This window comes from Azospirillum sp. UFLA03-27, assembly GCF_059803775.1.
This window is the reverse complement of sequence record NZ_JAUQTX010000182.1, coordinates 1-14,392: the sequence shown is the minus strand read 5'-3', so window position 1 is coordinate 14,392 and position 14,392 is coordinate 1. Positions and strand designations below refer to the sequence as shown.

The following is a 14,392-nucleotide window of genomic DNA, read 5'->3' as shown; positions in this document are numbered from 1 at the left end:
GCGTATAATCGTCGGCAGCGTCAGATGTGTATAAGAGACAGCATGGGAAGGGTGGGAGCAAGACCCGCAGTTCACCCGCGCGTCAGGTGGATGATCGTCGCCATCATGCCGACCGCGTACAGCTCGGCCAGCGGAACGATCCAGGACGGGTGGAAAATGATCGACAGTGGCATGATCAGCAGAAGGATCAGCGCCGGAAACACGAAGTAAGGCGAATTGCAGTAAGCCGGCAGGCCATGCACCAAGCCCGAGACACCGCGAGACTCTTCGCCAATCAAACGATCCGCTTCACCAACAGTTTGGTCAACCATTCTCTAGCACCCACTGTATTTATGGTCTTTTTGTTCTCCATCTCTTTGGGACGGAGCGGCGTCCCTATAACACAGTTTGCCGCGGTGCGGGCACGACTTCGCGCCGTCTTGCCGGATGGCGAAAACGGCGCGGAAAGTCCTGAATTTTATTGTGACTTTACGCCGCTTCGGTCAACGCCAGATGCGGGCGGCGGACCATCGACTGGATGGTGAAGGGCGCGCGCACACCGCCGCTGAACAGCTCGGCGCATTCCAGCGCCTTCAGCACCCGCTCCTCCGCCGGCAGGCCGACCGTGGAGGCGAGCGAGCCCAGCGCGTAGTCGGACCCGCAGCCGATGGCGTGATAGCCGCGCACCGCCTCGCCCACCTGATAGTCGGACTGGATGGAGAAGAGGCGCCCCTCGTACCCGACCATGAAGGTGCCGCCGGTCTCCACGTCGTTGGAGCGGTGGGCGTAGCCGCCGTCCTTCAGGCAGCCGCGCACGGCGTCCACGAAATCGACGACCATGTAGCGGAAGACGTCGGCCTCGGGGTCGCGGTGCGGCGGCTCCAGCCGGTAATGCAGAAGCTGGCCCATGCGGAAGCTGCTGGTGAAGCCGATCAGCAGGTCGGCGTTGCGGAACACCTTGGTGTCCGCGCGCACGGTGATGTCCAGGCCGTTCACGCCCGCGCTGTCACCGCCCATCCACACACGATCGCCGTCCACCAAGCCAACAATGCAGGTCATCGCCGTCCTCGTCCCTGAATAAATTTCGCCCGAAAGCAGGGACAGGGTGGGCTTTTATGGTTAACGAATTGTTGCGCGGTAGCGATGCCGAAGGGGGTATCCCGCTTCGGCATCCGCCCCTTAGCGCAAGCGCAACAACAGCTTAACGGGCCAGCCCGATCAGCGCGCGGACGGCGTTCTCGGCGCCCTCGGCGATCTGCGCGAGGCTGGCGTCCAGCATGTAGCAGGGAGAGGTCACGACCTTCAGACGCCGGTCGGTCACGATCTCGCCATGGCCGGTGACGCTGTGCTTCGCCCCCAGGCTCTCCAGCGCGGCGGCGGTCCCGGCGTCGGAGCCGATGGTGAGTTCGATCCCCTCCGGGCCGAACAGCGTGGCCAGGATGGCCGGGGCGATGCACAGGGCGCCGATCGGCTTGCCGGCGTCGCGCATGGCACGCACGGCCGCCTCGACGTCCGGGTTGACCGTGCAGTTCGCGCCCTTGAAGGCGAAATCGCACAGGTTCTTGGCCGCGCCGAAGCCGCCGGGGAAAATCAGCGCGTCCACCGCCGCCGCGTCGAAGGTCGCGAGGTCGGCGACCTTGCCGCGGGCGATGCGGGCGGACTCGGCCAGCACGTTGCGGGTCTCCGCCGCCTCCTCGCCGGTCAGGTGGTCGACGACGTGGGCCTGCGCGACGTTGGGGGCAAAGCACACGGCCTCCGCCCCAGCGCGGCTGATCGCCAGCAGGGTGCACACCGCCTCGTGAATCTCCGCCCCGTCATAGACGCCGCAGCCCGAGAGCACGACCGCGATGCGCAACGGCTTGTCCGACATGGGGTGAGTCCTCCTTGTTCATTTCCCGTGTTCCGCCCCGGTGGGGAGGGTTGCCGGAAACCCTACCCCACGGCCGCGCTCACGCCTACTCCTCCGACCTTACTCCCGGGGTGCGGCGTGCAGGCGCTTCTGCCCTTGGACGAAGCGGGCCAGCGTGTCGGACAGCACGCCGCGCGGGATCATCGCCTCGATCAGCTGGAAGCGCCCGCGCGTGGCGAAGGCCTTGTCCAGCGCCGCCTTCAGCTCCGCCCGTGTGCGCACGCGGACGCCGTCGCCGCCCATGCCCGCCGCCATGTCGGCGAAGCGCCAGTCGTCCAGGTCGTTGAAGGCGGATTCGGGCTGGAAGGTGCGCAGCATCTCCCAGCTGGCGTTGTTGAACAGGATCACGATGGGGTCGATGCCCAGCCGGCGGCAGTTGCCAAGCTCCCACCCGGTCATCTGGAAGGCGCCGTCGCCGACCACGGTCAGGATGCGCTTGCCGCCCGACACGCACTGCGCCCCGATGCCCGCCGGCACGCCGAAGCCCATGCCCGCATAGTAGCCCGGCGCCATCAGCCCGGCGTCGATCATGTCCATGGCGGTGAACAGGCAGTCGCCCATGTCCGCGGCGATCAGCAGCGGCTCCTGCCCGGCGCGGACGCGGTCGTTGACGGCGCGGGCGATGTCCATCGGGGCGATCGGTTCGCCGTCCGCCTGCAGGCCGGTCGGATAGGCGTGGGGCTCCTTGCCGCGCGTCGTCCGGTCGGACGGCGGCAGCCGCTCCAGCAGCGCGTCCACCAGCCCGCCCAGCGGGATGTCGGCGTAGGTGTGATAGCCCAGGGTCACCGCCCGGTCGAAGGCGTGGATGGTCTTGCGCAGGTCGATCTTGCGCTGGGACACCGCGAAGTTGGTGTCGCTGAGGATGGCGCCGAGCAGGAACAGCCCGTCCGACTCCTCGACCAGCCGGGTGATCTCCGCGTCGCCGGCGACGCCGATGTAGGTGCCGAGCGGCGGGGTCGGCGCGTCGGCCAGCAGGCCGCGCCCCATGAAGGTGGTCACCACCGGCACGCCCAGCCGCTGCGCCAGCTCCGCGACCTTGGCCTCCAGCCCGTAGCGGCGGACCTCGACGCAGACCATCAGCACCGGCGACGTGGCCGCGCGCATGGCCGCCAGCACCTCGTCCGCGCAGGCGGCCAGCGCGTCGCGGTCCACCGGCCAGGCGGGGTCGTCGCCCACCGGCTCGACCTCGGCGTTGACCATGTTGCGGGGGATTTCCAGATAGACGGGGCGCGACAGGGCGCGGGCGGCGCCCAGCACGCGGGCGATCTCCGCCGGGGCCTTGGCCGGGTCGTCCAGCCGCGCCTGGGCGACGGTGATCTCCTTGAACACCTGGAACTGCGTGTCCAGCGTGCGGCCCTGGTGGTGCAGCAGCAGGCCGGCGTTGCCTTCCGTCGTGCCCGGCGCGCCGGAGATGACGACGACCGGCGACTTCTCGGCGTAGGCGCCGGCCACCGCGTTCACCATGTTGAAGGCGCCCGCCCCGTAGGTGACCGCCGCCACCCCCAGCGTGGAGCTGTAGCGCGCCGCCGCGTCCGCCGCGAAGCCCACCGCCGGCTCGTGGCTCAGTGTGTGGAGGGGCAGGATCTGCGTTTCCTCCGCCACCTTGAAGAAGGGCAAGGCGAAATCGCCCGGAATCCCGAACATGGCCTGTGCGCCGCGATCCTTCAGCGCGCGCAGCAGGGCTTCGGCCAGCTTCATGGCCGCTCTCCCGTTCCAATTGGTTTCGCGGGTCGAAAACCCGCACAGGGGGACAGCATCGCCTCCGGCACCGCTCCGCGCAAGAATTGTTTCATTCGAAACAATCTATTTGCGCTGGAAATTATGGAGAGGCGGGAGAGGGGTCAGACGTCAAACGCGATAGGCCCCGCGGCGCCTGATGGGCGTCTTTCGGACGGGCGCGCGGCGTGCTACGACTGCCGGCCCGTCCCGACTTTCGAATGATGCCCGCATGTCCGTCGCCGTCCGCTTCGCCCCCAGCCCGACCGGTCTCCTCCATGTCGGCAATGTGCGCCTCGCGCTCGTCAACTGGCTGTTCGCGCGCAAGGCGGGCGGCAATTTCCTGCTGCGCCTCGACGACACGGACGAGGAGCGTTCCAAGCCGGAATACGCGGAGGGGATCGAGCGGGACCTGACTTGGCTCGGCCTGACCTGGGACCGCTTCGCGCGGGAAAGCGACCGCTATGGCCGCTACGACGAGGTGGCCGCGGCGCTGAAGGCCAGCGGGCGGCTCTACCCCTGCTACGAGACGCCGGAGGAGTTGAACCTCAAGCGCGCCAGCCTCGTCTCGCAGGGCCGTCCGCCGATCTACGACCGCGCGGCGCTCCGCCTGAGCGACGCCGACCGCGACCGCCGGGAAGCGGAGGGGCGCAAGCCGCACTGGCGCTTCAAGCTGGAGCACACACCGGTCGAATGGACCGACCTCGTGCGCGGGCCGGTGCATTTCGAGGGCGCGGCTCTCAGCGACCCCGTGCTGATCCGCGAGGACGGGCGCCCGCTCTACACGCTGACCAGCGTGGTGGACGACGCCGACCTCGCCATCACCCACGTCATCCGCGGCGAGGACCACGTCGCCAACACGGCGGTGCAGATCCAAATTTTTGAGGCGGTTGGTGGAGCGGTCCCGGTCTTCGCACATCTGCCGTTGCTGACCGACGCAACGGGACAGGGCCTGTCCAAGCGGCTGGGCAGCCTGTCTGTGGCGTCTTTGCGCGAGGAGGAGGGGATCGAGCCGATGGCACTGGCCAGCCTGCTCGCCAAACTCGGCACCTCCGACGCCATCGAGCCGCGGCTGACTCTGGACGAGCTGGTGGCCGAGTTCGACATCGCCAAGGTGTCCCGTGCCACCCCGAAGTTCGACCCGGAGGAGCTGCTGCGGCTGAACGCCCGCATCCTCCACCTGCTGCCCTTCGAACGGGTCGCCGGGGAGCTGGCCGCGCTCGGTCTGGATGATGCCGACGCCGCCTTCTGGGAGGCGGTGCGCCCCAACCTGTCGCGCGTCGCCGAGGCCCGCGACTGGTGGGCGGTGACCCACGCCCCGGTCGCCCCGGTGGCGGACGATCCCGCCTTCCTGGCCGAGGCGGCGGCCCTGCTGCCGGAGGAGCCGTGGGACTTCTCCACCTGGGGAACCTGGACGGGTGCGGTGAAGGCGAAGACGGGCCGGAAGGGCAAGGATTTGTTCCTCCCCCTGCGCCGCGCCCTCACCGGGCGGGACCATGGACCGGAATTGAAGAACCTGCTACCCCTGATCGGCCGAACCCGCGCGCAGAAGCGCCTCGCGGGAGAGACCGCGTAAGAGTCCCTTCTCCCCCCTGGGGAGAAGGTTAGGATGAGGGGGCGGCCGAAAGGCCGGAAAAGTTCTGCGCCGGACAAGCCCTGCAATGGGCCGGCGTTTCCCCCTCACCCCGACCCTCTCCCCGGAGGGGAGAGGGGGATTTGGAAGACCCTCTCACAGGAGATATGGCGCCGTGCCGCTGGACCTCTACAACACGCTGACCCGCCGCAAGGAACGCTTCGAGCCGATGAGTCCGGACCGGGTGGGCATGTATGTGTGTGGACCCACGGTCTACGACACCGCGCACATCGGCAACGCCCGCCCGGTGGTGGTGTTCGACCTGCTGTTCCGGCTGCTGCGGCGGCTGTACCCGGCGGTGACCTACGTCCGCAACATCACCGACGTCGACGACAAGATCATCGACCGCTCGCGCGACAGCGGGGAGCCGATCGAGGCGCTGACCAAGCGCACCGCGGACCTCTACCACGCCGACATGGACGCGCTGAACGCGCTGCGACCGACCATCGAGCCGCGCGCCACGCACCACATCTCGCACATGGTCGCCCTGATCGGGCTGCTGATCGAGCGCGGCCACGCCTACGCCGCGGAAGGGCACGTGCTGTTCTCCGTGCCGTCGATGGCGGAATACGGGCAGCTGTCCCGCCGCTCGCTGGACGAATTGATCGCCGGCGCCCGCGTCGAGGTCGCCCCCTACAAGCGCGACTCCTCCGACTTCGTGCTGTGGAAGCCGAGCGCCGCCGACCAGCCCGGCTGGGACAGCCCGTGGGGCCGCGGCCGGCCCGGCTGGCACATCGAGTGCTCGGCCATGGCGAAGGAGCATTTGGGCGTCACCTTCGACATCCATGGCGGGGGGCTGGACCTGATCTTCCCGCACCATGAGAACGAAATCGCCCAGAGCCGCTGCGCCCACGGCGGCGAGCCGCTGGCCCGCTACTGGGTTCACAACGGCTTCGTGACCGTCGAGGGCGAGAAGATGTCCAAGTCGCTGGGCAACTTCTTCACCGTGCACGATCTGCTGGACGAGTTCCCTGGCGAGGCCATCCGCCTGACGCTGCTGAGCGCGCACTACCGCCAGCCGCTGGACTTCACCCGCGAGGGGCTGAAGCAGTCCAAGGCAACGCTCGACCGCTGGTATCAGGCGCTGCGCGGCGACCCGGCTCCGGCGCAGGCCGAACTGCCGTTCGACGTGTTGGCCGCGCTGGAGGACGACCTCAACAGCCCGCTCGCCATCTCCCACCTGCATGAGCTTGCTTCGGCGGTGAACAAGGCGACGGGGGAGGCGGGAAAGGCCGCCGCCAAGGGCGCGCTGCGCGCCGCGGGCGAGGCGCTGGGCCTGCTCCAGCAGGATCCGGAGGCATGGTTCCGCTGGGCGCCGAAGGGGGCCGCTGCCCTCTCGGACACCGACATCCAGCAGCGCATCGACGACCGTCTGGCCGCCCGCAAGGCCAAGAACTACGCGGAGGCCGACCGCATCCGCAAGGAGCTGGCGGACCTCGGCATCGTCCTGGAGGACGGCCCGCAAGGCACGACCTGGAAGCGGGCGTAACGCTCTAGCCGGTCCGGCGCGCCATCGCCTCGCGGCTGCGCGCCGGACCGCTTTGCTTCTTCGCTTCCCCCGGCGGAACGCCGTTCATCAGGAAGCGCAGCGCAGGCGAGCGGTGCACCAGCCCGTGATGGACCGCCAGCGGCACGAACAGGCCGACCGTGGTGATCGCGGCGAACTCCAGCAGCGGCGGCGCGGCGACGGCCAGCAGGGCGAAGCCGGCGGCCATGACCACCAGATGGTGCAGCAGGTAGATCGTGTAGGAGGCCTGCGACAGCGCCCGCACCCGGCGGCTCTCCGCCGAGAAGAAGGACTGCGTCAGGCCGAGGACGAAGCGGAAGGCCGACCAGGCGGCGACGGCGCGCAACGCCTCGTCGAAAAAGCGCACCGGCATGGGCTTATCCACGCCGACCATGCCGATGTGGATGGCGAAGCACACCAGATAGGTCAGCGCCACCACCCAACTCGCCTTGGCGTAGCGCGCGGCGCCGCCCGGCCAATGGGCGATCAGCACCCCGACCGCGAAGAAGCCCGCCGAGGTGACGATGCTCACCGCCGTGGAGTTGGTCGGCACCAGCGGCATCACCAGCCGGTCGGAGATGTTGTCGAAGCCCAGCACCCCCATCATGACGAGGCTGAGCAGGAGCGGCGGCAGCCAGTCCGGCGGATCGGCCAGCCAGCGGGCCAGCCCCGGCGCGCGCTCCGCCATCCACCGGTGCAGCGCGACCAGCAGCGGGTAGGCGAGGCAGAGCGCCAGCACGCTGATGAACAGCTCGACCAGGAACCACAGGTGATAGACGAGCCCGCCGCTCCAGAAGGCCGCGGGGATGGTCTGGGTGAGGAACTCCCCCGCGGCCAGGCCGGGGTCGACCGCGCGGCTTTCCATCCACAACTGCGCGACGTTCAACGTCGCCGCCATGGCGACGAGCGGCACCAGCAGCCGCGAGGCGCGCGAGGTCAGCACCGCCCGCGGTCCGTGCCGGCGCAGGCTGTGGGTGATCAGCAGGCCGGAGATCAGGAAGAAGGCGGGCATGCGGAAGCTGTGGATGAAATCCGCGAACAGCCCGATCCAGGCGATGCCGTCGGGCGAGTTCATCACCCAGTCGTAGCCCGGCGTGTAGATCAGTGCCGCGTGGTAGGGCACGCCGAGGATCATCAGCAGGCTGCGCGCCGCGTCCAGCGCGTGATCCCGTGTGCCGCCCAGTCCATTCGTTACGCCCACCGCCGCCATCGCCCACACCTTTCGGGGTCTCTTTCGTTTCACCTCTCCGAACGAACGCGCCGGGGCATCGTCCGGATGCGTTAGAAGCGGCGGCGCATGCGGGGGACCGACGTGGGGGTAAGCCATTCCCGCCGATTGCGCCCCGTCCGCGCCCTGTCCGCTCCGGGGCACGCCGAGGGTTCACGCCGACGGGCCGAACCTGTTAGAAGACCGCTGCGGAGCGCTCGCATTCACGCGGGTGGCGCCGTCGTTCGCGCCCGTATTTCCGCGGGTGGCTTTTGGAGGATTCCGTCATGCTCTGGCTCGCCGCCTACATCGGCAGCGTACTCGCCATCAACTACGCCTTCAGCCTGGCGCCGCATCTGGATCTGGTGTGGTCCTGCTGGGCCGGGTTGATCTTCATCCTGCGCGACATGGTCCAGGTCCGTTACGGCCACTGGTCGCTGGCCGCCATGCTGGCCGCCACGCTGCTGTCCTTCCTGCTGGCCGACCCCTTCGTCGCGACGGCCAGCGTCACGGCCTTCGCGGTGTCGGAGCTGATCGACTGGGGCGTCTTCACCGTCACCCGCCGCCCGCTGCGCGACCGCCTGTGGATCAGCGCCGCCCTGTCGGTGCCGGTGGACACGGCGCTGTTCTTCGGCATGCTCGGCATCTGGGACCCGACGGTCTGGGCGGCCAGCCTCGCGTCCAAGCTGGCCGGCGTGTCGGCGGTGTGGATGCTGATGCGCGCCCGGTCGGCCCGGCCGGCGACGGCCTGATCCGGTCCCGGATTTGGCAATCGCCGACTCAGTGATCACCGGTTCCGGCGCGGCTGTTCCCAGCCGTGCCGGGACGACGCGGCGTCGGTGATTGCCAAAAGGACCGGAGGCTGTCAGGCCACGGAGGTCACGGTCTCGGTGGTCTGGCGGGGAGCGGGCGTCTCGTCGGGAATCTCGACCAGGAAGATGGCGCCGCGTCCCGGGCGCGACAGCACCCGCACCCGGTAGCCGAGCAGGCGGCTGAGCCGCGCCACGGTGGCGAGGCCGAGGCCGAGGCCCTTGCGCCGGTCGCGCTCCGGATTGCCGATCTGGTAGAAGTCCTCGAAAATCAGATGCAGCCGGTCCTGCGGGATGCCGGGGCCGGTGTCCTGCACCTTGATGGCGGTGAATCCGCGCGCCTGCCGGCAGGTTACCCGGATGGTGCCGCTGGGCGTGTATTTCAGCGCGTTGTTCAGCAGGTTGCGGACGATCCGCTCCAGCATCGCCGGGTCGGTCGTCACGCGGGCACCGCCGCAGGTGACGCGGAAGCCCAACCCCTTGCCGGCGGCCTCCAGCCGGCCTTCCTCGCAGATGCGCTCCAGGAAGACGGGCAGATCCAACTCGGACAGCTGCGGGCTGATCACGCCGGTTTCCAGAGTGGCGATGTCCATCAGCGAGTTCAGCAAGCGCTGCGTCGCCTCGAACCCGTCGCGGGCGGCGTCCACCAGCTTGCGCAGCCGGGGGCCGTCCGCCTGTTCGCCGATCATGTGCAGATAAATGCCCAGCGTCTGGAGCGGCTGGCGCAGGTCGTGGCTGGCGGCGGCGAGGAAGCGCGACTTGGCGGCGTTGGCCTGCTCCGCCTCGGCCCGTGCCAGCGCCAGCGCGTCGTAGCTGCGGCGCAGCTCCGCCATACGGTCGCGGTCCTGCAGCACGGAGTTGACGGTGGCGACCAGAAGCAGCGTGATGATCAGGCCGGCGAACAGAACCGCCCGCGGCGTGGCGCTGGCCACGCTCTCCTCGAAGGCGTGGGTGCCGGACAGGACGAGCGTCCAGGGACGGCCGAACACCTCGACGTAGAGAACCTCCTGAAAAGCGGCGTCCTGGGCGATTGCGGAATCGAACATCAGGGAATCCGACGTGGCCTCCGTCCCGTCATGGACACGGATGTCCAACAGTTGGGACGCGTCCTGGTCCATGATGCTGCGCATCAGGTCGTGTGCGCGGAAGGGGCTGTAGACGAAGCCCAGCAACGCCTCGCGCCGGTCGTTGGTGGTGGTCAGGGGCAGTGCCTGGTCGTAGACGGGCACATAGATGAGGAAGCCGGGCTGCACGTCTTCCTCGGTTTCCTGGACCAGCCGCAGCCGTGCGGTCGCCGCGGCGGTGCCGTTGGCGCGGGCGCGCTCCATGGCGGCCTGGCGGGTTGGCTCGGCGTGCATGTCGAAGCCGAAGGCCCGCAGGTTGCGGCTGGCGAAGGGCTCGATGTAGATGATGGGGAAATATTCGGGTCGCTCCCCCTCCGGCGTCACGCGGTAGCTGTAGAAGCCGGCGGCGTGCAGCGCCGCTTCGTGCTGCTCCCGATCGGGAGCCTTCACGCGCTTGGCGTAGCCGATGCCCTGGATGCCGGGATAGCGGTCCTCCACATGCAGGCCGGTGACGTAGGCCCGCCATTCCGTGCGGCTGACCTGCCCGCCGCCGGCGTCCACCATCGCCACGGCGCCCTGGAGCATCTGTTCATAGGTGTCGAGCCGCGCCGTGACGTCGCCCGCCAAGTCGCGGGCGAGCGCGCGGAAGCGCGCCTCGGCCAGCCGGTGGTTCTGCTCGGTCAGCAGCCACCAGGCGAGGCCGGTCAGCAGCAGCCCCAGCCCGAAGACCACCCAGCTTTCCCAGGAACGGAAAAGCCGTCCGTCGGGAACGGCGGCGCGCTTGCGCTTCGGCTTGTCGTGCTTCGGCTTGTCGTGCTTCGGCTGGCGCGGCGCGGAGGGCGCCGGCGCTAAGGGAATGTCCATGCCGGCCCGGCCCGTCACGCCGTGCCGGCGGACTGTTCCCGCAGCACCTTGCTCAGCACCGCCTGGAGATGGGGCGGCAGCACCGGCTTCTGCAGGACGGTCAGCCCGCGGGCGCGGGCGTCGCGCAGCCCTTCGGTGGAGGTGTCGCCGGTGATGATGACGCCCGGCACCTCGGCCCCGGCCTCCGCCCGGATGCGGTCGATGGCCTGGACGCCGGTGCGCCCTTCGCGCAGGCGGTAGTCGGCCAGGATGGCGTGCGGTGTTTCCCCGGCGAGGGACAGGCGGTCGACGGCTTCGCCCTCGCTTTCGGCGGTGACGACCCGGTACCCCCACATCTCCAGCAGGAGGTTGAGGGCCTGCAGAACCGTCCGCTCGTCGTCGATCACCATGACGAGCTTGTCCTGGTCGTCATCACCCGCGGGAGTCACTGTGTCCAATCCATCCGTTCACAAGGGCCGGTGATCATACAGACCAACAGGCGTCCGGCCAGAAAAGAGTACCGCACCCGTGAGATGGGCGCCATGCAGAGGGGCGGCTGTGTAGCACAGACGATGGTTTATTCGGTCAGTACATTTGTCCTATTACCTCCATTGCGCGCCTATGTCCGGCGCGGCAAAGCCCCGCATTCCTGGCGGGTTCGATCAAAAGCATTGAGATGGCGAAGCGCATCGTCCATTCTTCCGGCCCTCCGGACAGTCCTATGACCTTCCTTCGGGCGACCAATATCTTCGGGCGGCGGCAATGACGGGCGAACGCATCTATCTGTACGACACGACGCTGCGCGACGGGGCGCAGACCCAGGACGTGGATTTCTCCGTCGCCGACAAGATCGCCATCGCCCGCGACCTCGACCGGCTGGGAATCGACTATGTGGAAGGCGGCTGGCCCGGCGCCAACCCGACCGATGACCAGTTCTTCGCCGAGGCGCCGGACCTCGCCCGCTCGACCTTCACCGCCTTCGGCATGACCCGCCGTCCCGGCCGCAGCACCGCGAACGACCCGCAGCTCGCCGCCCTGATCCAATCCAAGGCGCGCGCCGTCTGCATCGTCGGCAAGACCTGGGATTTCCATGTCGACGTGGCGCTGGCCATCCCGCGCGAGGAAAACATCGAGCTGATCGCCGACAGCATCGCCGCGCTGAAGGCCGCCAAGGGCGAGGCGCTGTTCGACGCCGAGCATTTCTTCGACGGCTACAAGCGCAACCCGGCCTACACCGCCTCCTGCATCAAGGCCGCCTACGAGGCGGGGGCGCGCTGGGTCGTGCTGTGCGACACCAACGGCGGCACGCTGCCCCATGAGGTCGACGAGATCGTCCGGCAGGTGATCGATGAGCACGGCATCCCCGGCGACCGGCTGGGCATCCACTGCCACAACGACACCGAGAACGCCGTCGCCAACTCGCTGGCCGCGGTGCGCGCCGGGGTGCGGATGGTGCAGGGGACGATCAACGGGCTGGGCGAACGCTGCGGCAACGCCAACCTCGTGTCGCTGATCCCGTCGCTGATGCTGAAGATGGGCTACGACGTCGGCATCAGGCCCGCCGACCTGCCGCTGCTGACCGAGATCAGCCGCAAGTTCGACGAGCGGCTGAACCGCGCGCCGAACCGACACGCCCCCTACGTCGGCGCCAGCGCCTTCGCCCACAAGGGCGGGCTGCACGTTTCCGCCGTTGAGAAGGACCCGTCCTCCTACGAGCATGTCGAGCCGGAGGCGGTCGGCAACCGCCGCCAGATCGTCATGTCGGACCAGGCAGGCCGCGCCAACGTCATCGCGCGGCTGCGCGAGATGGGCATGGCCGTGGACCCGAAGGACGAGCGGTTGAACCGCTTGCTCGACCTCGTGAAGCAGCGCGACACCGAGGGCTACGCCTACGACACCGCCGAGGCCAGCTTCGAGCTGCTGGTCCGCCGCGAGCTGGGCGAGGTGCCCGATTATTTCACCCTGAAGCGCTTCCACGTCACCGACGAGCGCCGCTACAACGCCAAGGGCGAGCTGGTGGTCGAGTCCGAAGCCGTCGTCCGCGTGAAGATCGGCGGCAAGGAGTATCACGAGGTGGCGTCGGGCAACGGCCCGGTGAACGCGCTGGACACCGCGATGCGCAAGGCGCTGGAGCCGCTGTACCCGCTGCTCGACGGGGTGAAGCTGTCCGATTACCGCGTGCGCATCCTGGCCGCCAAGGACGGCACCGGCGCCATGCCGCGCGTGCTGATCCGCTCGCGCAACGGCGACGGGCAGGAATGGTCGACGCTGGGCGTCTCCACCAACATCATCGAGGCGTCGATGGAGGCGCTGGTGGACAGTTACACATTCAAGCTGTTTAAAGGCGGCGCAACACCGCGAAGCTGAGACCAAAGTTCAGATCATGACCTCCGGCAAAGACCCCAACCGGCCCTCCGTCCTGGGCGGCCCGACCATCATCCTCGTGCAGCCCCAGCTCGGCGAGAACATCGGCGCCTGCGCGCGGGCCATGCTCAACTGCGGCCTGACCGAGCTGCGTCTGGTGAAGCCGCGCGACGGCTGGCCGAATGAGAAGGCGGTGGCCGCGGCGTCGGGCGCCGATCCGGTGCTGGACGGGGCGAAACTCTACGACACGACGGCGGAGGCCGTGGCCGACCTGAACGTGGTCTTCGCCACCACCGTCCGCACCCGCGGGATGATCCAGGAGTTCGTCACCCCGCGCGTCGCGGCGACGGAGCTGCGCGCCCATGTCGACTCCGGGCACAAGACCGGCGTGCTGTTCGGGCCGGAGCGCACGGGGCTGGTCAACGACGACCTGACGCTGGCGGAAAAGCTGATCACCGTTCCGCTGAACCCGGCCTTCTCCTCGCTCAATCTGGCGCAGGCGGTCCTGCTGATCGGCTACGAATGGTTCCAGACCGGCGAGACCCCGCCGGACCGCGTGCTGCACACCGGCCAGACCCGCCCGGCGACCAAGGCGGAGCTTGTGAACTTCTTCGAGCATCTGGAAGGCGACCTCGACCGCACCGGCTTCTTCACCTCGCCGGAGAAGCGCCCCTCCATGGTCCGCACCCTGCGCAACGCGCTGGAGCGGATGCAGATGACCGAGCAGGAGGTCCGCACCTTCCACGGCGTCGTCGCGGCGCTGACCGGGCGGCGCAAGGGCGAACCGTAACCTCTCCCTAACCTCTTCCCTTCCGGGGCCAATCGCTGCCTATACTGCCCCATGGAATACACCTTGCAGCATATGGACGTTGGCCTCGTCCTGCTCGACGGCGACCGGCGCGTGGTGTCGGTCAACGCCTCCGTGGCGCGGATGCTGGGGCGCGACCGCCCGCTGTTGGGAGCCAGCCTGCACGACCTGCACCCGCCGGGCAGCCGCGCCAAGGTGGAACTGCTGCTGGCCGCGGCGCACGACCCGGACTCCCCGGCGGCGGCCAGCTCCATGATGGTTGCCTTGCCGGGGCGGACCATCGTGGTGAAGGCCACCGCCCTGCCACCGGGCGGCGGGGCCGCGCTGGCCCTGATGCTGTTCGAGGTGAACGGGAAGGCGCTTCCCGTGCCGGCTCCGCCGCCGCCCGCGGACGCGGTGCCCGAACCGGTCACGCCGCTGGTGAAGCTGCCGATCACGACGCGCCAGGGCGTGGTGCTGATCGACCCCGCCGACGCGGTCTATGTGCAGGCCGACGGCCATTACACGCGGGTCCACACGGCGGACGGCGCCTTCTTCTGCTCGCTCTCGCTGT

At 68.9% G+C, this 14,392-nt stretch carries 13 protein-coding genes; 6 read left to right on the top strand and 7 right to left on the bottom strand.

All coding sequences use genetic code 11. The features are described 5' to 3' along the window. Positions 1-71: 71 nt before the first annotated feature. From Q4I23_RS22990 to ipdC, 4 genes are all read right to left on the bottom strand, one after another. The gene (locus tag Q4I23_RS22990) at positions 72-311 is read right to left on the bottom strand and encodes a hypothetical protein (protein ID WP_498527752.1); all 240 of its coding nucleotides are present in this window, start codon (positions 309-311) and stop codon (positions 72-74) included. Between the two features lie 157 nt (positions 312-468). Next, a complete protein-coding gene (locus tag Q4I23_RS22985; RefSeq protein WP_014239485.1) occupies positions 469-1,038 on the bottom strand; it encodes a hypothetical protein in 570 nt (189 codons plus the stop codon). A gap of 142 nt (positions 1,039-1,180) precedes the next feature. Next, positions 1,181-1,849: an isoprenoid biosynthesis glyoxalase ElbB gene (gene elbB / locus Q4I23_RS22980; protein WP_498527751.1), complete on the bottom strand. Its 669-nt coding sequence runs from the start codon at positions 1,847-1,849 to the stop codon at positions 1,181-1,183. 99 nt (positions 1,850-1,948) lie between these two features. Further along, the gene (gene ipdC / locus Q4I23_RS22975; RefSeq protein WP_454018877.1) at positions 1,949-3,586 is read right to left on the bottom strand and encodes an indolepyruvate/phenylpyruvate decarboxylase; all 1,638 of its coding nucleotides are present in this window, start codon (positions 3,584-3,586) and stop codon (positions 1,949-1,951) included. 250 nt (positions 3,587-3,836) lie between these two features. On the opposite strand from ipdC, the gene gltX reads away from it, so the two are divergent. Both gltX and cysS read left to right on the top strand, forming a co-directional pair. Then, positions 3,837-5,180: a glutamate--tRNA ligase gene (gltX, locus tag Q4I23_RS22970; RefSeq protein ID WP_498527750.1), complete on the top strand. Its 1,344-nt coding sequence runs from the start codon at positions 3,837-3,839 to the stop codon at positions 5,178-5,180. A gap of 172 nt (positions 5,181-5,352) precedes the next feature. Next, positions 5,353-6,726 (top strand): cysteine--tRNA ligase, encoded by a 1,374-nt coding sequence (cysS, locus tag Q4I23_RS22965; protein WP_498527749.1) that lies wholly within the window; start codon positions 5,353-5,355, stop codon positions 6,724-6,726. 4 nt (positions 6,727-6,730) lie between these two features. Here cysS and Q4I23_RS22960 read toward each other — a convergent pair whose 3' ends face one another. Then, positions 6,731-7,945, bottom strand: a complete 1,215-nt coding sequence (locus Q4I23_RS22960) for an acyltransferase family protein (protein ID WP_498527748.1) — start codon at positions 7,943-7,945, stop codon at positions 6,731-6,733. A gap of 293 nt (positions 7,946-8,238) precedes the next feature. Here Q4I23_RS22960 and Q4I23_RS22955 point away from each other — a divergent pair, with 293 nt between their 5' ends. Next, positions 8,239-8,703, top strand: coding sequence for a preQ0 transporter (locus Q4I23_RS22955; protein ID WP_137102420.1), 465 nt, complete (start codon positions 8,239-8,241; stop codon positions 8,701-8,703). A 113-nt stretch (positions 8,704-8,816) separates the two neighbouring features. Here Q4I23_RS22955 and Q4I23_RS22950 read toward each other — a convergent pair whose 3' ends face one another. Continuing rightward, on the bottom strand, positions 8,817-10,688 hold the full coding sequence (locus Q4I23_RS22950; RefSeq protein WP_498527747.1) for a CHASE domain-containing protein: 1,872 nt from the start codon (positions 10,686-10,688) through the stop codon (positions 8,817-8,819). Between the two features lie 14 nt (positions 10,689-10,702). Next, a complete protein-coding gene (locus tag Q4I23_RS22945; protein WP_498527746.1) occupies positions 10,703-11,077 on the bottom strand; it encodes a response regulator in 375 nt (124 codons plus the stop codon). 352 nt (positions 11,078-11,429) lie between these two features. Here Q4I23_RS22945 and cimA point away from each other — a divergent pair, with 352 nt between their 5' ends. The 3 genes from cimA to Q4I23_RS22930 form a co-directional block, all read left to right on the top strand. Continuing rightward, entirely contained in the window at positions 11,430-13,034 is a 1,605-nt protein-coding gene (gene cimA, locus Q4I23_RS22940; protein ID WP_498527745.1) for a citramalate synthase, read from the top strand. 16 nt (positions 13,035-13,050) lie between these two features. Beyond that, positions 13,051-13,821: an RNA methyltransferase gene (locus tag Q4I23_RS22935; RefSeq protein ID WP_454018884.1), complete on the top strand. Its 771-nt coding sequence runs from the start codon at positions 13,051-13,053 to the stop codon at positions 13,819-13,821. A 72-nt stretch (positions 13,822-13,893) separates the two neighbouring features. Continuing rightward, positions 13,894-14,392 (top strand): PAS domain-containing protein (locus tag Q4I23_RS22930; protein WP_498527753.1); only part of this gene is annotated, 499 nt, incomplete at its 3' end.